Genomic DNA, 17,636 nt, shown 5'->3' with positions numbered 1-17,636 from the left:
CTTATCCGTATCCCTTCACTCGGCTCGTCCGCATCCTTCATTCGGTTCGTCCGTCGCTTCCGTCCCCCTTTCTCCTCTCAATCTCGCGATCGCTGACCGCCGCTGCGAGCTCCGAAAGCGATTCGCTCGCGAGTTCGAGGAGCGTCTCGCCGCGCTCGCGGTCCCCCTCGCGCGGGTCGCCCACCACGCCGTTTTCGGCGAACTCCGCGGAGTCGTGTGCGAGGTTCACGCCGGCGACCCACTCGCCCCACCGCTCGGCCGCGCCGGCGGCGGCCGCCTCGATCCGATCCTCTCGGACGAGGTCGGGGTGTGTCGCACGCAGGAGCGCCGTCTCGAGCGGCCCGCCGTGGCCCATGTCGCTCGCCTGTTCGCCCACGGACTCGAACCAGGTGAACGCGACCGCGTAGCCTCCGTGGGACGGATCGCGCGAGAACCGCCGGGCGACCTCCGCGAGCGCGTCGACGTTTCCCCCGTGGCCGTTCGCGAGGACGATCCGGTCGATCCCGTGGTGGACGAGCGACTCCGCGGTCTCGCGGACGTACGCCCGGAACGTGTCCGGGCTCACCCAGAGCGTCCCGTCGAACGCCCGGTGTTCCTCCGCGACCCCGACCGGGACCGTGGGCGCGACGAGCAGCTCGCCGTGGCTCCCCTCCGCGCTCCCGTCGTTGGGCGTTCCGTAGACGTCCGCGGCCTCGCTCGCCACGGCCGTCGCGGCGAGGGCGTCCGTTCCGAGCGGCGCGTGGGGGCCGTGCTGTTCGGTGCTGCCGACCGGGATCACCGCCGCGTCTATCGCGGCGTCGCGAACGTCGGTCCAGGTGGCCTCCGAGAGGTGCATACGCCCTCTCCGGCGCCGTGGACCGTATAGCCGGCGGTCATTCGAGCCGGCGGTCGTCTCCGTGGGAGACGTTCCTCACACCGACGGCGTCGCTCCGTCGCCGGATTCGACCTCTCTGTCGTCGAGTTCGGCCTCTCAGTCGTCGAGATCGGGCTCGGGCTCGGCGTCGATCGCGGCGGTCCGCTCGGCCGCGCGTTCGACGAACTCCCGGGGAAGCTCCTCGATCTCGCCGGCCTGGACGCCCCAGAGGTTCGCGTACAGCCCCTCGTTCGCGATCAGTTCCTCGTGGGTGCCGCGTTCGACGATCTCGCCGCCCTCCAGGACGAGGATCGTATCGGCGTCCTTGATCGTCGAGAGCCGGTGGGCGATCGCGAACGTGGTGCGGTCGGTCGTCAGCCGGTCGAGCGAGCGCTGGATGAGCATCTCCGTCTCCGTGTCCACGTCGGAGGTGGCCTCGTCGAGGACGAGGATCTCCGGGTCGGCCAGAACGGCGCGGGCGATCGTGAGCCGCTGGCGCTGGCCGCCCGAGAGCTTCACGCCGCGCTCGCCGACCATCGTGTCGTAGCCGTCCGGCAGGTTCTCGATGAACCCGTGGGCCTCGGCGGCCTTCGCCGCCTCGATCACCGCCTCGTCGCTCGCCTCGAAGGTGCCGTAGGTGATGTTCTCGCGAACGGTGCCGTAAAAGAGGTACGACGACTGGCCGACGTACCCGATCGACCGCCGCAGCGAGGGGAGGGTGACGTCCCGGACGTCCTGGCCGTCGATCCGGATCGCGCCGTCGTCGACGTCGTACATCCGGAGCAGGAGCCTGAGGAGGGTCGACTTGCCGGCGCCGGTCGGGCCGACGAGCGCGACCGTCTCCCCGCCCTCCGCCGTGAAGTCGATCCCGGAGACGGTCGGCTCCTCGCCGTAGCCGAAGGTCACGTCGTCGTACTCGACGCGTCCCTCGTCGACGACCAGATCCGGCGCGTCCGGGTCCTCCTCGAGGCGCGCCGGCTCGTCCATCAGCCCGAAGACGCGGGCCGCCGAGGCCCGAGCGCGCTGGTACATATTGATGATCTGGCCGAACTGCGCCATGGGCCAGATGAACCGCTGGGTGTAGAGGATGAACACGACGAACATCCCCGGGGAGAGCTCGCCGGAGAAGGGCCCCGGCGGACCCTGGAACACCCACAGCCCTCCGACGATGAACGTGATCACGAACCCGACCCCGGCGATCACCCGGAGCCCGGGGAAGAACTTGATCCGGGTCTCGATGGCGTCCCAGTTGGCCTCGAAGTAGTCGAGCGAGACGTCGTCGACGCGGTCGGACTCGTAGTCCTCCGTGGTCGCGGACTTGATCACGCCGATGCCGCCGAGGTTGTTCTCGATCCGGGAGTTCAGGGTTCCGACCGTCGATCGGACGTCCGCGTACTTCGGCTGGATCGTCTCGACGAAGAGGTAGGTGAACACGGCGATGATCGGCACCGGAAGCAGGGCGACGGCCGCGAGCTGCGGGTTGATCCAGACGAGGACGCCGCCGATCCCGACCACCATCACCGCGAGCCGGAACAGCGAGTTCATCCCGTCGTTGAGGAACCGCTCGAGGCGGTTGACGTCGTTCGAGAGCACCGACATCATCTCGCCGGTCTGTTTGTCCGCGAAGAAGGTCATGTTCAGCCGCTGCATCCGGTCGTAGGTGTCGGTCCGGACGTCGTGTTGGATGTGCTGGGCGAAGGAGTTGAACCCCCAGTTGCGCACCCAGTGGAACCCGGCGCCGAGGAGGAACGCGCCGGCCACCACCCCGACCGTGAACCAGAACTGGGAGAGCTGGTCGGCCGGCAGCCACGCGTCCGGCAACACGACGAGCGGGACCTGCTCGCTGAAGGCGGGGACCTCGCCCGCCTCGCGCTGGGCGGGCGTGACGAAGATGGCGTCGACGGCGATCCCGAGCATCAACGGCGGGAGGAGGTCGAGAAGCCGCGCGAACACGCTCGCGAGGATCCCGACGCCCACGTCCCGTCGATAGGTCCAGCCGTACTCGCGGAACAGCCGTTTCATCGGATTCTCGACGGCCTCCCGCTGGTCCTCGAAGGGATCGTCGCCCTCCCGCTCGGGGCTGCTCATTCGGTCGATCCTACCGCCGTCGCGGCAAAGAGGCTTCCCTTCGGGGTGTCGTCGCTCGACGAGCCTCTCCCGCTCATCGATCGACGATCACGCGATCTCCAACCTCGATCCCGTTTTCGGCCGCGTAGCCGTATCGGACCTCGAGGACGTACCTCCCGCGTCCCTCGAAGCGGTCGTCGGAGTCGGCCTCCGCGGAGTGGATGGTCGTGATCGTCCCGTCGGCGTCCACGAAGAGGATGTCGAGCGGGAACGACATGTTCCGCATCACGTAGGCGTGGGTGCCGACCTCGTCGTGGACGAAGAGCATGCCCTCGTTCGGGTCGAGCGAGTCGGTCTCCGAGAGGCCGGTGTAGCGTTTGTCCCGGGTGTCGGCGATCCGGACGTCGACGGTCGCCAGTCGGTCCCCGGTCGTGCCGTCCTCGACCTCGATCGTGGTTCGCTCGTACTCGCCGGGGTCGCCGGGCCAGAGGTCGACGGCGAGCACGCCGAGCGCGGCGGCGACGAGCAACAGGCCGACGACGGTGAGACGGCGGTTCACGGGCGGGCTTCGTGGCGCGGAAAGAAACCGTTTTCCGCTCCGGGGCCGATCGAAACGGTACGGGCTCGTGGTCTAGCTGGTTATGACGCGGCCTTTACAAGGCTGAGGTCGGCGGTTCGAACCCGCCCGAGCCCACTCCTGTGGCGAACCGAACGGTGAGCCGCAGGTGTGGCGGGGCGCGGTTCGAACCCTGCAAGACGCAGCGTCGAGCGAAGCGAGACGACCGTCTTGCTCCGGTTCGAACCCGCCCGAGCCCATTTCTGGGACGAACGAAGTGAGTCATAGACATGTCTGTGAGGTCGGTTCGAACCCGCCCGAGTCCGTTTTGAAGGGTGCGTACACGGAGACACCCATTTCACTCAGCCGAGTCGGCCGCACGGCCGCGCTCTTCGAGTTGGCGGTCCCGGTCCGTCGGACTGTGGAGCTCCGGAACCTCGATTGGAGACCCATCCTCGTCGACGGCGACGAAGACGAAACACGACTCACTGGTCCGCTTCCGCTCGCCCGTCCGTGGATCCTCGCGGTCGACGACGACTCGCACCCGGATGCTGGAGCGACCCACCCGGTACGCCCACGCCTCGACGACCGCAATGTCACCCCGGGGAATCGGGCGGGTAAAATCGAGTCCCGATATCCGAGCTGTAACGCACGTCTCGCCGGCGAAACGCATCGCGGACATCGCCCCCACCTCGTCCATGAGCTTCATCACCACCCCGCCGTGGGCGGTGTCGTAGTTGTTGGTCATGTCGGGCTGTATCCGAACGCGGTTCTCGATGTACGTCTCACATGGAGTCGGCATACCGGACGGACGGGCCATAGGGACTTAGTTTCGTGTCGGTTGCTCGCCTCGGGTTGCCCGCCACGTCTTCATCCCGGTTCCCCAGCCCGACTCGCGTGACGTGTTCCGGCCGATCTCTCCACCATCCGTGTACCGATCCCCTGTCCGGTCCCGCGGGGTCCTCGATCGTCCGGTACCGTTTTTCGACCGGAGCACCGACCGGATCGACGATGCCCTCCGATCGTGCCTCCGCCCCGCTCCGAGAATCCCGATCGTCTCGACGGCGGGTTCTCGCCGCGCTCGGCGCCGTGGCGTCCGCATCGACCGCCGGCTGTAGTGGCGTACTCCCGGGACGCGACTCCGGCCGTACCGACGATCCGATCGAGGTCACCGTCCTGAACGACACGTCGTCGACGGCCCAAATCGCGGTCCGCGTGACGGACGCCGAGGCGGAGATGATATTCAGTCGCGTGTTCTCCCTTGGCCCCGAGAAGATGGCGGGGTGCGGTGCGATCGAGGCGACTCCCGCGAGCGTACACGCGTTCACGGCGGACGGCGTCTCCCGCACGTGGCGGTACGCCCCGGATCTGCCGGCCGATTTCGAGTGTGATCGGGCGGATATCGGACTCACGCTACGCCGGGACGGGGCGATCGAACCGTGGTACTCGTGTTGACGACCCTTACTTCGGCCCCGTCGCAGCGGACGGCTCGCCGTGAGCCCCGCAGGCGTGACCCTTGGGTCCGTGATCGTGGCCGCTTCGATACTGCCCGCCGCCGCCACGTCCGTCATCGTCGCTCCGGTCGTGATCGCCGTCCCGCCCGTGACCGCCGCCGTCGCGGTCCGACCCCTTGCCGGCACCGCTCCCGTCTCCGTCGGCCTCGCGGGCGCCGACGTGTTCTGCGACCTTCCGGCGGTTGATCGCGCCGACGCGGTCGGCGACGGCGTCGGTGAGATCGAAGAGGTCGGAGCGGACGTCGCTTTCCGGATCGCGGATCGTCGGCCCGTCGCGGGACCCGGTGTCGAAGTCGGGGTGGACGGGGAGCCGCGAGAGGACGGGGACGTCGTAGTCCTCGCCGATGGCGTCGGCGCCGCCGTCGCCGAAGACCTCGTGGGTGTCCCCGCAGTCGGGACACCGGAAGGCGGCCATGTTCTCGACGACCCCGAGCACCGGCGCGTCGTGGTCGGCGAAGAGGCGAAGCCCCTTGCGGGCGTCGGCCACGGCCATCTCCTGTGGCGTGGTCACGATCACCACGCCGGCGACCGGCAGCGTCTGCAGCAGGTTCAACGACGCGTCGCCGGTGCCCGGCGGCAGGTCGACGACCAGGTAGTCGAGCCGGCCCCACTGGACCTCGGTGATGAACTTCATCATCACGTTGTTCACCATCGGGCCGCGGAGGACCGCGGGCTGGTCGTCGTCGTTCGGCATCATGTGGTCCGCGCTCATCACCATGACGCCGTCCGAACGCGGCGGGACGATCTCGCCGTCGGGCATGACGCCGGGCTCGTTCTCGGTCGGGAGCAGTCGAGGGACGTTCGGCCCGTGAACGTCCGCATCGAGGATGCCGACGCGCGCGCCGCGGTCGTGGAGGCCCGCCGCGAGGTTGGCTGCGACGGTCGTCTTGCCGACGCCGCCCTTTCCGGAGGCGACGGCGATGACGTTGCGGACGCCGGGCAGGACGTCCGCGTCGAAGCCGTGGTCGGCCCCCACCGCCGCCGAGAGTTCGGGCTCGAGGCCGGCGTCCTCGATCGTCCCGCGGATCGCGTCGCCGACGTCGATCTCGGCGGGCGAGTAGGGCGCGTTGAACGCCAGCGAGACCTCGGCGGTCCCGCCCTCGATTGAGACGTCGTTGACGAGTCCCAGCGAGACGACGTCGTCGTCGTTCATCGGGTCGGTCACGTCGGTGAGTCGGTGGATCAGGTCGGGTTCGGTGACGGTCATTGGCTTGGGGTCGGGGACGTGGATCGTGTGTTGGTCGTGGATCGCGCGTGTCGGTTGTGCGTCGCGCGCATCGGTCGTGTCTGAGTGGTGTGAGCGGTTCGATCGGTCTCGTGGTAGGTGGTAGGGAGGGGAGAGGGTGCCTCAGAAGAACGCGTATCCGATGGCCAGCGTCGCGAGGAACAGCCCGCCCCACAGCGCGGTGGTGAGCCCGACGAGGTAGCCGACCCCGAGGAGCCCCGTCTCCGCGTCGCGGGGGTCGCCGAGGAACCACGCGATCACCATCACGTAGACGGGCAACAAGACGATCCCGAAGATGAGGTAGGTGCCGGGACCGACGAACGGGAGCGCGTAGCCGGCCGAGCTGGCGAGCGGGACGGTCATCGCGCGTCCACCTCCTCGTGGTCGGACTCGATGGCGTGCAGCTCGACCACCGGGATCACCTTCGAGACGACGAGGAAGAACGCCGCCACGATCCCGATCGTGCCGAGCAGCGCCGACAGCTCGACGGCCGAGGGCGTGTAGGTCCCGGGCACGCCCGAATACAGCTGGAAGTGCGCGTGCATCAGCCCCTCGACGACGAAGAGCACCTTCTCGATCAGCGTACCCGCCAACACGCCGCCGGAGAGCGCGACGAGGACGGGGATCGAAAAGAGCGAGGGACGCAGCGAGGCCGCGAAGACGTACACCATCGCGAGCGCGACGAGGACGATCGCGACCCAGTAGAGCGGCGTCGCGATCTTGACCTCGGTCGCGTGCTGGAGGGTGGTCGGCGCGGCGAAGATCCCGGTGATGACCTGCTGGAGCTGGAGCCACAGGAACATGAGGCTGAAGAAGCCGAGCCACTTGCCGAGCCCGACGAAGACGGCGTCGGGGATGAGCTCCTCCCAGCCGTAGGCGTATCGGAACGCCGCGGCGATGATGACGATCCCGCTGACCGCGGAGGTCAACGCGATGGAGAGGAACGACGGTCCCTGGACGCCGCCGGCCCAGCCTGCCATCGAGGGCAACAGCGCGAACAGCCAGGGGATGACCCCGCCGTGCAACAGAAGCGGCGCCATGATGATGATCGCGAAGGCGATCCACCAGACCATCCGCTCGACAACCGCGTCCTCGCGCTCGGAGTAGCCGACGAGCAACAGCGCGTAGATCGGCGCGAACCGGTCGGGGAGGCGGTCGCGAAGCCGATGGAGGTCGTAGCGGATGGTCAACAGGAGGTAGGTCGCGGTCAACACGAAGTAGGCGGTGATGACCGTGACGTCCCACATCAGCGGCGACCACTGGACGCGGGTCGGCCAGGCGGGGACGACGCTCGTGACGAGCCGGTCCGGCCGCCCGACGTGGATGAGGATGAACAGCCCGGCGCAGGTCAACGCGGCGATCGTCAACAGCTCGGCCAGGCGAGCGACCGGCTGATAGGTGTCCATGCCGAGCAGCCGGACGGCCGCGGAGAGGATGATCCCGCCGTGGGCGATGCCGACCCACCAGATGAACGCGCCGATGTACAGCCCCCAGGGCACCCCGCCGCCGGAGCCCCAGTCCGCGAGGTTGGTGACGATGAGCCCGTGGCGAAGCTGCTGGAGGTAGAAGGCGACCCAGACGCCGATGGCGGCGAGCGCGGCGAGGAACGCGAGCGCGTACCGCGGCGTGACCGTGGTGATCGGACGCACGAGCGTCTCACGGGAGACGGCCGTCACGTCGACGCCGGCGTCGTCGGTGCTCACGCGCTCTCACCTCCCGCGGCCGCGGCGCCCCGATCGAGGACCTCCTTGCGGTCGTCGACGAGGCCCATCTCCTCGTAGGTGACGGGACCCTCGACCTGTTCTGCGTCCTGGGAGGGCTCGTTGCCGATGAACGTGACGTTGGGGTCGGTACCGCGCTCCTCGAGGAGCTGGAAGGACGAGACCGTGTGTTCCTTGCGTTCAGGGAACTCCGACAGATCGTTCTCCTGGCCGTCGACGTACTCCTCGAAGTGCTGGTTCGGGGGGCTCTCCGGGTCGTTCAGGTCGCCGAAGTGGATCGCGTCCATCGTACAGGCCTCCTCGCAGGCGGTGGTGCCGACCTTCTCCTCTCCCATCTGGCCGTCCTGTCTGTCGACACAGAAGGTGCACTTGCCCATCACGCCCTCCGGCGGGCGCGAGCCGACCCACCGACCCCGGTCGTCGATCTGGTGGTCGTCGTCGATCTCCGACTCGGGAACGTCCGGCTCGCCCCACTGGAAGTAGTTGACCCCGTAGGGACACGACACCTCGCAGTAGCGACAGCCGATGCAGATGTCGTAGTCGGTGAGTACGAGGCCGTCCTCCTCGCGGGTGTGGCGGGCGCCGACCGGACACACCTTCGTACACGGCGAGTCGGTACAGTGCTGGCAGGTGCGAACGAGGAAGTTCTCCTCGCCGGCCTGATGCTCGTCCTCGTAGGCCATGACGTACATCCAGTTCGACCCGCGCGAGAGGTTGTGCTCCTGGTCGCAGGCGACCATACAGGAGAGACACCCGTCGCAGTTGTTGAGGTTGATCACCATCCCCCAGCGGGTTTTGTCCTCGTCGCCGCCGGAATCGCTCGTCGCCGCCGGCGGGTCGGATTCCGAGCCCGACCCCGCGAGGACGCTGAGCGCCATGGCGGCCGCGCCGCCCTTCGTCATCACCTCGCGTCGCGAGAGGTCCTCGCCGTCGGCGATGTCCGCGAGCGTCTCGCGCAGCCCCTCCTCGTCGTCGGCGTCGACGACGACCTCGTCATCCATGTCCGCTCGGATCTCGGGGAGTTCGCGAGCGTCGCGTCCGAACTCCTCGAGGACTGCCTCGTGGTAGCGCTCGTGGAACTCGGCCTCCGAGAGCTCGCCGGCCACGACGCGCTGGGCGTCCTCGGCCATCGCCGCGCCCAGCTCGGCGTCGTAGTCGACGTCCGCGAGCATCCGCTCCGCCTCCGCCTTCGAGGGAACCGACGATCCCTCGCCGGGAGCCGAGCCATTCGAGCGTCCCGCTCGGTCCGCCGACGCGTCGCCGCTCGTCGGATCGGGGCGCTCCCGCGCGTAGATGTCGTCTCGATCGGCGGCAGCCTCCGGGCGCTCGTCGGTGGGTCCCGAGTCACGGCTCGGACCGGATTCGTCGCCGGAATCCTCACCCACGACCGATCACCCGGATTTCGGGCGGCGATACTCCGCGCCGGAGCGTCGAAGCCGCGTGTCTGGTTCGGGACATCGATCGAGGATCGAACCTCCGAAACAGTAACGAGTGGTACAAACATGTTCGAACGCCGGGAGGACGGTGATTCGCGGGAACGCCGCCGCCGACAGGCATGGCTATTCTCGGGAACGACATCGACGACGGCACGCGAGTGGAACCCGAACGGCGGCCGTGGACAACGATTAGGTCCGTGGCGCTCGAACCGTCCCGGGTGAGCCGGATCGATCTCCCGGGGGGCGCGAACGACGAACGCGATGGCGAACGCGCCAGTCACGGCGAGCGTGGCAACCGTGCCAGTCACGGCGAGCGTTCCGAGCGTGGAACTCGCGGCGAGCGCGCCAGCCACGGCGAGATCGAGGCGCTCGCGGCGATCGGTCTCCTCGTCGCCGTTCTCGTCCTCGCGATCGGCGCGGTGGCCGGCCCGGCGTCGATCCCGGGCGCCGACGGTCTCCTCGACGATGGCGCGGACGGCGAGCCCGAGATCCCGAGCGGGAACGGGAACGCGGACGTCGGAACCGAGGATGACGGCGTCGCCTCCGGGCACCGGACGCGGGTGACGGTGATCGAGGTCGTCGACGGCGACACGATGCACGTGCGACTCCCGGACGGCTCGCGGGACACGATCCGGCTCCTCGGGGTCGACACGCCCGAGGTCGGCGACGGGAACGTCGATCCCGCCGAGTGGGAGGGGATCCCCGACGACGAGGCGGGCCGCACCTGGCTCGCGGCGTGGGGCGATCGAGCGAGCGTCCACGCAGAAACGCGGCTCGCGGGCGAGGACGTCTACGTCGAGACGGATCCGACCGCCGACTACCGCGGCAGCTACGACCGGCTGCTCGTCTACGTCTACCGAAACGAGTCGGCCCGGACGTCGTTCAACCGGCGGCTGATCGACGAGGGATACGCGCGCCTCTACGAGAGCGAGTTCGAGCGGCGGTCAGCCTACCGATCGGCGGAGACGGCGGCGAGGGAGGACGGGGTCGGGGCGTGGGGCTACGAGGAGGGCGCCTGGACCGACGGCGGGCGCGTCGTTGATGGAGCGGGAGCCACGAGCGAGGGCGGGCTCGCGGTCGTCGCGATCCACGCCGACGCGGAGGGGAACGACCACGAGAACCGCAACGGCGAGTACGTGACCCTCGAGAACCGCGGGACGGACCCGATCGCGTTGGGCGGGTGGACCCTCTCGGATGCGGCCGGAAACGCGTACTCGTTCCCGGACGGGTTCGAACTCGAACCCGGCGACCACGTGACCGTCTACACGGGCGACGGGGCCGACACCGACACGGAGCTGTACTGGGGTTCGGATCGCGCGGTCTGGAACAACGACGGCGACACCGTGATCGTCCGGTCCGCGGACGGCACGACCCGCATCGAGTACGCGTATTGACGGCCGTCCTCGAGGTCGGCTCTCCGGGACCACCTCTCCGCCTTCTCACGCCTCGACGTCGACGAGCCGCATGAGCGGGTAGCCGTCCGCCATCTCCATGCGGGTTCGGACGACGACGTCATCGCGGACGATCCGCATCGAGACGTCCATGAGCGACCCCGTGAGTTCGGTGTAGCCGTTCTCGTGGTCGATCGCCTCGTGGACGCGGTCGTCGTGGATCGTGACGGTCACCGACTCGCAGTAGGGCTGGTTCTCTATCGCCTCGGCCATCCCGCGCTCGAGGCTGCGCGTGCTCGCGGGGCTCACTGGCGTGCCCGCGAACTGGTGGTAGAGCGATCCGAACTTGATCCCGGCCTCGAAGCAGGCCTCCTGGGCGTCGGTCGGCGCGTCCCCGGCGTGGGCGTCCGTGGGCATGTCCCGGAGGGTGGATCGCCGGGAGGTTATAGCCGCCGATCGGGGTGAATCGCCGGTACACGTAAACCGGATCCGACCGTGGGTCCGGTATGGCAGCGAAGTCGGCGTATCGCGACCGGCCGGAGGTGGAGGTGGAGATCCTCGATGCGCTCGTCGATCGTGGCGATGAGGGAATGACCGTCTTCGAGCTTCGCGCCGCCGTCGACGCCGACATCGACCGGATCGAGGAGGCGTTGAGCAACCTGAAGGACGACGGGCTGATCACCGTCGATCAGGCCGAGACTCGCCTGCGGATGTATCCCCACGACCGCGTCGTTCCCGACCCGACGGAGGATCACGACGAGCACGGACTGGTGGAGCGCATCCGATCGAAGCTCGGGCTGTGAGCCCGTCCCCGGTTCTCGGCCCGCCGGCTCCCGATTCGTCGGATCGTCGTCGCATCCAGCGGGCTTTTGTCTCTGCCGCGACTCCGGATCGGTATGACGCTGGTCAGTGACGCGCACGCCGACCACGGGGCCACCTTCGTCGAGCGCGGCGGACGGGAGGTCGTCGACCACTACGGTCGTCCCCATAGCGTCGGGCGTGCGGTCCGAAACGGGGTCGGGGCGATCGAGATGGGTTACGGGATCGCGGTCGTGAGCGGGGACGACCGCGTCGAGTTCGTCGACAACGCGGTCTCGAACCGCGTCCCCGAGTCGGACGGCGAGGGGGTCTACGCGCTGTTGCTCGACCCGCAGGGCGGGATCGAGACGGACATGTACGTCTACAACGCCGGGGAGCGACTGCTCGTGTTCACCCCGCCGGACCGGGTCGCCCCCCTCGTCGACGACTGGCTCGGGAAGGTGTTCATCCAGGACGTCGAGGTTCGCGACGCCTCCGAGGAGTTCGGCGTCTTCGGCGTTCACGGCCCCACGGCGACGGAGAAGATCGCCTCGGTGCTCAACGGCGCGGGTTCGCCCGAGCCCGCGCTCTCGTTCGTTCGAGGGACGATGGTCGACTCCGGCGTGACCGTGGTCGCGAGCGACGCCCCGCTCGGCGAGGAGGGCTACGAGGTCGTCTGTGCCGCCGAGGACGCCCCCCGCGTGTTCGACACCCTCCTCACTCGGGGGCTGAACGCGGCCCCGTTCGGCTACCGGACCTGGGACGCGTTGAGCGCGGAGGCCGGCACGCCGCTCTTCGAGTACGAGCTGGCGGGTCGGGTTCCGAACGTGGCAGGGATCCGCAACGCGCTCGACTTCGACAAGGGCTGTTACGTCGGCCAGGAGGTCGTCTCCCGCGTCGAGAACCAGGGGCGGCCGAGCCGCCGGCTGATCGGCGTTTCCCTCCCCGGAGACGCCGCCGCCCGCCCGACCACGGGCGCCGCGATCGTCGACGGGGACGCGGCGATCGGCGAGCTCACGCGCGTGGTCGAGAGCCCGACGAGCGGTGGGCCGATCGCCCTCGGATACGTGGAGTACGACGCGACCGCTCCCGGGTCATCGCTCTCCGTTCGCGCCGACGGTGACGACGTCCCGGCGACACGGGTCGAACTTCTCTTCGAGGCGGGAAGCGCCGAATCGGCGCGACTCCCGAGCTATCCCGAGTGAGGGCGGGCCGATCGGCGTTCTCGATCGAGTGAGATCGCGCCGATCGCCGCTCCGGCCGAATGAGGTCCGTCGGACGCCGCTCCGGAGGGGTATATTGATTATCCTGGATCCCGTGTGTCTACCGGATGTCTGCATCTTCGCGGGTGGAGACGGGGATCGACGGGCTCGATCGAGTGCTCTCGGGGGGACTCCGAACGGGACGTTCCTACATGCTTCGCGGCGGTCCGGGCACGGGTAAGACCATCCTCGGACTCCACTTTCTGACCAGCGGTGCCGAGGCCGACGAGTCGACGCTGTTCGTGAACTTCGAGGAGCCGACCGACCGGCTCCGCGAGAACGCGTCCTCCCTCGGGTTCGACCTCTCGGACGTCGAGTTCCTCGATCTGACCCCCGACGACGACGCGTTCACGGAGGAACGCACCTACGGGCTGTTCGGCCCGGAGGAGACCGAGGCGGGGCGCGTGGCCGAGGAGATCGAGGACGCGGTCGATCGGACAGATCCCGACCGCGTCTTCGTCGATCCGCTCACCCAGTTCCGCCAGCTCGTCAGCGACGACCGGGCGTTCAGACGCGAGGCCACCGCGTTCATGCAGTATCTGACCGACGCGGGGGCGACGGTCCTCTTTACGACCCAGTCGACGCCGAACCGGTCCGTAGACGACCTGGAGTACCTCTGTGACGGCAGCGTTCGGCTCTCGTACGCCGAGACGGGCCGGACGATCGAGGTGACGAAGTTCCGTGGCTCCGACTTCCAATCGGGCGCGCACACGGTGCGAATCACGGACGAGGGGATGTGCGTCTACCCCCGTCTCGCCCCGGAGATCCACTCGAGGGAGTTCACCGCCGAAACCGTCTCGTCGGGCGTTTCGGAGCTCGACGCGCTCCTCTCGGGCGGGATCGAGCGCGGTACGGTCTCCGTGATCTCGGGCCCCAGCGGCGTCGGCAAGACGACGACCGGGTCCCACTTCATGAAGGAGGCGGCCGCACGCGGGGAGCGGTCGGCGATCTACATGTTCGAGGAGTCGATGGCCACCTTCCTCCACCGCTCGCGGTCGATCGGCGTCCCGATCGACGAGATGATCGACGAGGGGTCGCTCGCGATCGAGGAGATCGAGCCGCTTTCCGTCTCGCCCGACGAGTTCGCGGCGCAGGTGCGAACGGAGGTCGAAGAGCGGGACGCGCGCGTCGTGATGCTCGACGGGATCTCGGGGTATCGCCTCTCGCTTCGCGGGGAGTCGGACGACCTCGTCCGCGAGCTGCACGCGCTCTGTCGGTACCTGCGGAACATGGGCGTCACCGTGATCCTCGTCGACGACGTCGGGACCGTGACCGGCGAGTTCACGCCGACGAGCTCGAAGATCAGCTACCTCGCCGACAACATCCTCTTTTTGCGCTACATCGAGGTGTCGGGCGAGCTGCGGAAGGCCGCCGGCGTGTTGAAGAAACGCGCGAGCGACTTCGAGCGGACGCTCCGCGAGTTCGAGATCACGAACGACGGGCTCGTTCTCGGGGAACCGCTTTCGGGACTGCGTGGCATCCTCACGGGCACGCCCGAGTTCGTCCACGAGGAGCGGACCGGCACCGTTGGGGAGACCGACGTCGACGCCGAGGGTAACCGACCGACCTGAGCACATGAGCAACCACGAGGCGTCGAACGGATCGGGGGGCGACGAGACGGCACCAGCCGGGGGTCCGTCGGGTCGCAATCGCCGTCCGGACGACCCCATCCAACGGCGAGGCGATCCCTCCGAGTCCCCGTGGATCGCTCGTCCGGCGGTCGATGCCGTCGACGGGGGCGTGACGCTCGGAGAGCGCGAGGAGAACGACGGCCGCGACCCCCGTACCCGGATCGCGTATTGTCTGACCCGCGAGGGGCACGAGCGGCTTCTCGTCTCCTGGCTCGAGGAGCGCGGGTACGAACCGGTTCGGCTCGGCTCGGCCGAGATGGAGGCGGCGCGGTTCGATCTGTGTATCGTCGATCGCCGGACGCTCGGGGAGGTCGCCGACGTCCTCACGGAGCGGCAGCGCCGTTCGAGCGTGCTGCTTCCGACGCTGCTTCTCACCTCCGAGGACACCGGCGAGGCGCTCGCCGCCCTGCCCGCGGAGCTGGCCGCGGTCGTCACCGACGTGGTCTCGACCCCGCTTCGAACGCCGATCCTGAAGCGGCGCCTCGAGGGCGCACTCCGGACGCGCCGGCTCTCGCGGGAGCTCGCGGGGAGTCGCGAGCGGTACCGGCGGCTCCTCGAGCACACGCCGGCGGCGGTGTTTCTGGTCCGCGACGGCCGGATCGAGTACGTGAACGCAGCCGGGGAGCGGACGCTCGGCGTTCGAGACGGCGACGTCCAGGGCGAACGGTTCGTGTCATTCGTCGACGAGGCGGACCGCGATCGGGTCGCCTCGATCGTGGAGTCGGTGGCGCCGGGTGCCGCCATCGAGTTCGTCGACGCTTCCCTCCGGCGAAACGAGTACGCGATCCCGGCCGAACTCGCCATCGCCCGGATCGACGACGAGGGCGGCGACACCGTCCAGATACTCGCCCACGACATCTCGCGGCGTCAGGCACGCGAGGAGCAGCTCAAGCTGTACAGGCGGGCGATGGACGCCGCGACGGTCGGCATCTCGATCACGAATCCCTCGCTTCCGGACAACCCGCTCATCTACGTCAACGACGAGTTCGAGCGTCTCACCGGCTACTCCCGCGACGAACTGCTCGGCCGAAACCCGCGGGTCCTGCAGACGGAGAACACCGACCCGGAGACGGTCGACCGACTGCGGGAAGCGATCGACGCCGGCGAGCCGGTCTCCGTGGAGATCCGAAACGGCCGGCCCGACGGTACGGAGTGGCACAACCAGCTCGACATCACGCCGATCGAGGGCGACGACGGCGAGGTGGAGTACTTCCTCGGGTTCCAACGCGACGTCAGCGACCGCCACGAGCGCGAACAGCGCCTGGCGGTGCTCGATCGGGTGCTTCGCCACGACCTGCGCAACCGGCTCAACCTCGTCACGGGCCACGCGGCGGAGATCGGGGCCGGAAACGGCGATCCCGCGGAACACGCGGCGGCGATCACCCGGGCGGCGGACAGCCTCATCTCGCTTGCCGACGCCGCTCGACGGTTTCGCTCGGCGATGCGGAACGCCGACGTGGCCGAACAGGTCCGGATCGACCACCTGATCACGGAGGTGGTGGACGCCGTCGAGGAACGACAACCCGACGTTCACATCGACTGCGATCTCCGGACCGCGGCGGTGCGATCGAACGGAAGCCTGAAACTCGCGATCGAGGAGCTCCTCTCGAACGCCATCGAGCACGCCGGCGCGGATGCGACGATCGAGGTGCTCCTCGAACGGGCGGGCGATGACGTGCTCGTCCACGTCGTCGACGACGGTCCCGGGATCCCGGTCGGCGAGCGAAACGCCCTCGAGGGAACCGCGGAGACGCCGACCGACCACGACTCGGGGATGGGTCTCTGGCTCGTCCGCTGGGCCGTCGAGGCGATCGACGGAGCAGTCTCCTACGTCCCGAACGAACCACGCGGCTCGATCGTCACGCTTCACGTTCCGATCGTCGAGGAGTCCGACGCCTCCGCGATCGAATAGGACGCGGGGCTGCCAGTTGGCTCCACACCTTCCCTACCGAAGGAGTCGGCGGAACTGCTCGCGGGAGAAGAACGAGGAGGGCCGATCCATGTGGACGCCGATCTCCCCGGAGAGCGCGCGGAGCCCGACGTGCTGGACCGGTTCGGGAAGCGAGTAGCAGGCGCGGACCAGCTTGCCGAGCCGGATCTCACGCGCGAGCCGATCGCGCCAGGCCGACTCGTAGTCGGCGAGCGTCGTCGGGTCGTCCGGTTCGATCCGGTCTGCGGCGGCGTCCGCGGCGGTCATCCCGTAGAGGATCCCGCCGCCGGTGAACGGCTTCGTCTGGGCGGCCGCGTCGCCGATCAGGAACGCGCGATCGCTCGTGACCGTCCCCGGCGGGCCGATCGGGATCGCTCCCGAGCAGAAGCGGTCGGTCTCGACGCCGTAGGCGTCGGTGAGGGCGTCGAACATGTCCGTCACGTCCGCGCTCGGGGGCGCCGCGAGGCCGTACTCGACCCCGGCGTTCCCGCGGGGGATCCGCCACGCGAAGAATCTCGGAGCCGTGAGGTGGACGTCGACGAAGTCGCCGTCGTCCGGCTCCGAGTCGAACGCGAGCACGCCGTGGAGCGTCTCCTCGGGCTCCGGCAGATCGAGCGATCGCCGCACGCGCGAGACGGGACCGTCACAGCCGGCGACCATCCGGGCCTCGATCGTCTCGGTGCCGCCCCCCGCGCTCTCGGCGACCGAGACCTCGAGGACGACCCGGTCGGCGCGCTCGTCGATCCCCGTGACGGTGTGGCCCTCCCGGACGTCCGCGCCGGCCTCGCGGGCGCAATCGGAGAGGGTGCGATCGAGCTCGACGCGGTCGATCACGTTCGAGACCGCCTCGCGCTTGTAGAAGGGATACGAACGCGACCCCGGACCGCCGACGTGAAACCGCGCGCCGCGGACGCGGTTCTGTCGGAGATTCGGCTTCGCGTCGTCCGGGACGTACTCCCAGATGTCCGTGGAGACGTGGCCGGAACACGCGAGCGGGGTACCGACCTCGCCCTTCTCGAGGGCGACGACGTCGTGGCCGGCCTCGGCGGCCCGGCGAGCGAACCGCGCGCCGGCGGGGCCGACGCCGACCACGGCGAAGTCGTACATGTCAGAACGGGAGTACCCGGCGTTGAAAGGGCTTTCCCGTCGGGGCGCCTCCCCGACCATTCGCGTTCGTGTCGTTCGGCGAGTCTGCGTTCGGATCGGTCGACGAGGGCGGTTCGAGTTGCCCGGCGAGGTCGCGGACGACCGC

15 protein-coding genes, 1 tRNA gene and 1 pseudogene are annotated in these 17,636 nt (G+C 69.0%); 7 read left to right on the top strand and 10 right to left on the bottom strand.

Features of this window, described 5'->3' with window-relative positions; translation table 11 throughout:
- Positions 1 to 37: 37 nt before the first annotated feature.
- The 3 genes from ACFQE9_RS08030 to ACFQE9_RS08020 all read right to left on the bottom strand — a co-directional run bounded on the left by ACFQE9_RS08030 (position 38) and on the right by ACFQE9_RS08020 (position 3,479).
- Positions 38 to 835: a creatininase family protein gene (locus ACFQE9_RS08030; RefSeq protein WP_379742944.1), complete on the bottom strand. Its 798-nt coding sequence runs from the start codon at positions 833 to 835 to the stop codon at positions 38 to 40.
- 135 nt (positions 836 to 970) lie between these two features.
- Complete coding sequence (locus ACFQE9_RS08025) at positions 971 to 2,941, bottom strand: ABC transporter ATP-binding protein (protein WP_379742941.1); 1,971 nt, start codon at positions 2,939 to 2,941, stop codon at positions 971 to 973.
- 73 nt (positions 2,942 to 3,014) lie between these two features.
- Entirely contained in the window at positions 3,015 to 3,479 is a 465-nt protein-coding gene (locus tag ACFQE9_RS08020; RefSeq protein WP_379742938.1) for a DUF192 domain-containing protein, read from the bottom strand.
- 61 nt (positions 3,480 to 3,540) lie between these two features.
- On the opposite strand from ACFQE9_RS08020, the gene ACFQE9_RS08015 reads away from it, so the two are divergent.
- Positions 3,541 to 3,614 (top strand) — tRNA-Val (locus tag ACFQE9_RS08015).
- 220 nt (positions 3,615 to 3,834) lie between these two features.
- Here the strand turns inward: ACFQE9_RS08015 and ACFQE9_RS08010 are convergent.
- Positions 3,835 to 4,278, bottom strand: coding sequence for an acyl-CoA thioesterase (locus ACFQE9_RS08010; RefSeq protein ID WP_379742935.1), 444 nt, complete (start codon positions 4,276 to 4,278; stop codon positions 3,835 to 3,837).
- Positions 4,279 to 4,487: 209 nt separating this feature from the next.
- Here ACFQE9_RS08010 and ACFQE9_RS08005 point away from each other — a divergent pair, with 209 nt between their 5' ends.
- Positions 4,488 to 4,931 (top strand): hypothetical protein, encoded by a 444-nt coding sequence (locus tag ACFQE9_RS08005; protein WP_379742932.1) that lies wholly within the window; start codon positions 4,488 to 4,490, stop codon positions 4,929 to 4,931.
- A 6-nt stretch (positions 4,932 to 4,937) separates the two neighbouring features.
- Here ACFQE9_RS08005 and ACFQE9_RS08000 read toward each other — a convergent pair whose 3' ends face one another.
- From ACFQE9_RS08000 to ACFQE9_RS07985, 4 genes and pseudogenes are all read right to left on the bottom strand, one after another.
- Positions 4,938 to 6,197, bottom strand: coding sequence for an Mrp/NBP35 family ATP-binding protein (locus ACFQE9_RS08000; protein ID WP_379742929.1), 1,260 nt, complete (start codon positions 6,195 to 6,197; stop codon positions 4,938 to 4,940).
- Between the two features lie 141 nt (positions 6,198 to 6,338).
- Positions 6,339 to 6,536 (bottom strand): annotated as a pseudogene (locus ACFQE9_RS07995) (hypothetical protein); the annotation flags it as partial.
- Positions 6,537 to 6,574: 38 nt separating this feature from the next.
- On the bottom strand, positions 6,575 to 7,918 hold the full coding sequence (gene nrfD / locus ACFQE9_RS07990; RefSeq protein ID WP_379742926.1) for an NrfD/PsrC family molybdoenzyme membrane anchor subunit: 1,344 nt from the start codon (positions 7,916 to 7,918) through the stop codon (positions 6,575 to 6,577).
- Positions 7,915 to 9,321 (bottom strand): 4Fe-4S ferredoxin N-terminal domain-containing protein, encoded by a 1,407-nt coding sequence (locus ACFQE9_RS07985; RefSeq protein WP_379742923.1) that lies wholly within the window; start codon positions 9,319 to 9,321, stop codon positions 7,915 to 7,917. The genes nrfD and ACFQE9_RS07985 overlap by 4 nt, the downstream gene beginning before the upstream one ends.
- A 170-nt stretch (positions 9,322 to 9,491) precedes the next feature.
- On the opposite strand from ACFQE9_RS07985, the gene ACFQE9_RS07980 reads away from it, so the two are divergent.
- Positions 9,492 to 10,766, top strand: coding sequence for a lamin tail domain-containing protein (locus tag ACFQE9_RS07980; RefSeq protein WP_379742920.1), 1,275 nt, complete (start codon positions 9,492 to 9,494; stop codon positions 10,764 to 10,766).
- A gap of 45 nt (positions 10,767 to 10,811) precedes the next feature.
- Here the strand turns inward: ACFQE9_RS07980 and ACFQE9_RS07975 are convergent, their stop codons facing one another.
- Positions 10,812 to 11,180, bottom strand: coding sequence for a dihydroneopterin aldolase family protein (locus tag ACFQE9_RS07975; RefSeq protein ID WP_379742918.1), 369 nt, complete (start codon positions 11,178 to 11,180; stop codon positions 10,812 to 10,814).
- A gap of 89 nt (positions 11,181 to 11,269) precedes the next feature.
- Between ACFQE9_RS07975 and ACFQE9_RS07970 the strand changes: the two genes are divergently transcribed.
- From ACFQE9_RS07970 to ACFQE9_RS07955, 4 genes are all read left to right on the top strand, one after another.
- Positions 11,270 to 11,566 carry a DUF6432 family protein gene (locus ACFQE9_RS07970; RefSeq protein ID WP_379742916.1) on the top strand — a complete coding sequence of 99 codons (297 nt, stop codon included), beginning with the start codon at positions 11,270 to 11,272 and terminating at the stop codon, positions 11,564 to 11,566.
- Positions 11,567 to 11,659: 93 nt separating this feature from the next.
- Positions 11,660 to 12,766, top strand: coding sequence for a CAF17-like 4Fe-4S cluster assembly/insertion protein YgfZ (gene ygfZ / locus ACFQE9_RS07965; protein WP_379742914.1), 1,107 nt, complete (start codon positions 11,660 to 11,662; stop codon positions 12,764 to 12,766).
- Between the two features lie 125 nt (positions 12,767 to 12,891).
- Positions 12,892 to 14,394, top strand: a complete 1,503-nt coding sequence (locus ACFQE9_RS07960) for an ATPase domain-containing protein (protein WP_379742910.1) — start codon at positions 12,892 to 12,894, stop codon at positions 14,392 to 14,394.
- A gap of 4 nt (positions 14,395 to 14,398) precedes the next feature.
- Positions 14,399 to 16,366, top strand: coding sequence for a PAS domain S-box protein (locus tag ACFQE9_RS07955; RefSeq protein WP_379742908.1), 1,968 nt, complete (start codon positions 14,399 to 14,401; stop codon positions 16,364 to 16,366).
- Between the two features lie 33 nt (positions 16,367 to 16,399).
- Here the strand turns inward: ACFQE9_RS07955 and ACFQE9_RS07950 are convergent, their stop codons facing one another.
- A complete protein-coding gene (locus ACFQE9_RS07950; protein WP_379742905.1) occupies positions 16,400 to 17,491 on the bottom strand; it encodes a geranylgeranyl reductase family protein in 1,092 nt (363 codons plus the stop codon).
- Positions 17,492 to 17,636 lie beyond the last annotated feature (145 nt).

The sequence above is a fragment of the Halopenitus salinus genome, from assembly GCF_042662125.1.
GTDB lineage: Archaea > Halobacteriota > Halobacteria > Halobacteriales > Haloferacaceae > Halopenitus > Halopenitus salinus.
The sequence above is the reverse complement of the archived record's forward strand: the minus strand, read 5'-3'. Positions and strand labels throughout refer to the sequence as shown.

Excerpts from the sequence above, each read along its gene's own strand:
- ACFQE9_RS07955 (WP_379742908.1), top strand. The coding sequence starts at position 14,399 with ATGAGCAACCACGAGGCGTCGAACGGATCGGGGGGCGACGAGACGGCA.
- ACFQE9_RS07960 (WP_379742910.1), top strand. The coding sequence starts at position 12,892 with ATGTCTGCATCTTCGCGGGTGGAGACGGGGATCGACGGGCTCGATCGA.
- ygfZ (WP_379742914.1), top strand. The coding sequence starts at position 11,660 with ATGACGCTGGTCAGTGACGCGCACGCCGACCACGGGGCCACCTTCGTC.
- ACFQE9_RS07975 (WP_379742918.1), bottom strand. The coding sequence starts at position 11,180 with ATGCCCACGGACGCCCACGCCGGGGACGCGCCGACCGACGCCCAGGAG.
- ACFQE9_RS08025 (WP_379742941.1), bottom strand. The coding sequence starts at position 2,941 with ATGAGCAGCCCCGAGCGGGAGGGCGACGATCCCTTCGAGGACCAGCGG.
- ACFQE9_RS07980 (WP_379742920.1), top strand. The coding sequence starts at position 9,492 with ATGGCTATTCTCGGGAACGACATCGACGACGGCACGCGAGTGGAACCC.
- ACFQE9_RS08030 (WP_379742944.1), bottom strand. The coding sequence starts at position 835 with ATGCACCTCTCGGAGGCCACCTGGACCGACGTTCGCGACGCCGCGATA.
- ACFQE9_RS07950 (WP_379742905.1), bottom strand. The coding sequence starts at position 17,491 with ATGTACGACTTCGCCGTGGTCGGCGTCGGCCCCGCCGGCGCGCGGTTC.
- ACFQE9_RS07970 (WP_379742916.1), top strand. The coding sequence starts at position 11,270 with ATGGCAGCGAAGTCGGCGTATCGCGACCGGCCGGAGGTGGAGGTGGAG.
- ACFQE9_RS08000 (WP_379742929.1), bottom strand. The coding sequence starts at position 6,197 with ATGACCGTCACCGAACCCGACCTGATCCACCGACTCACCGACGTGACC.
- ACFQE9_RS08005 (WP_379742932.1), top strand. The coding sequence starts at position 4,488 with ATGCCCTCCGATCGTGCCTCCGCCCCGCTCCGAGAATCCCGATCGTCT.
- ACFQE9_RS08010 (WP_379742935.1), bottom strand. The coding sequence starts at position 4,278 with ATGCCGACTCCATGTGAGACGTACATCGAGAACCGCGTTCGGATACAG.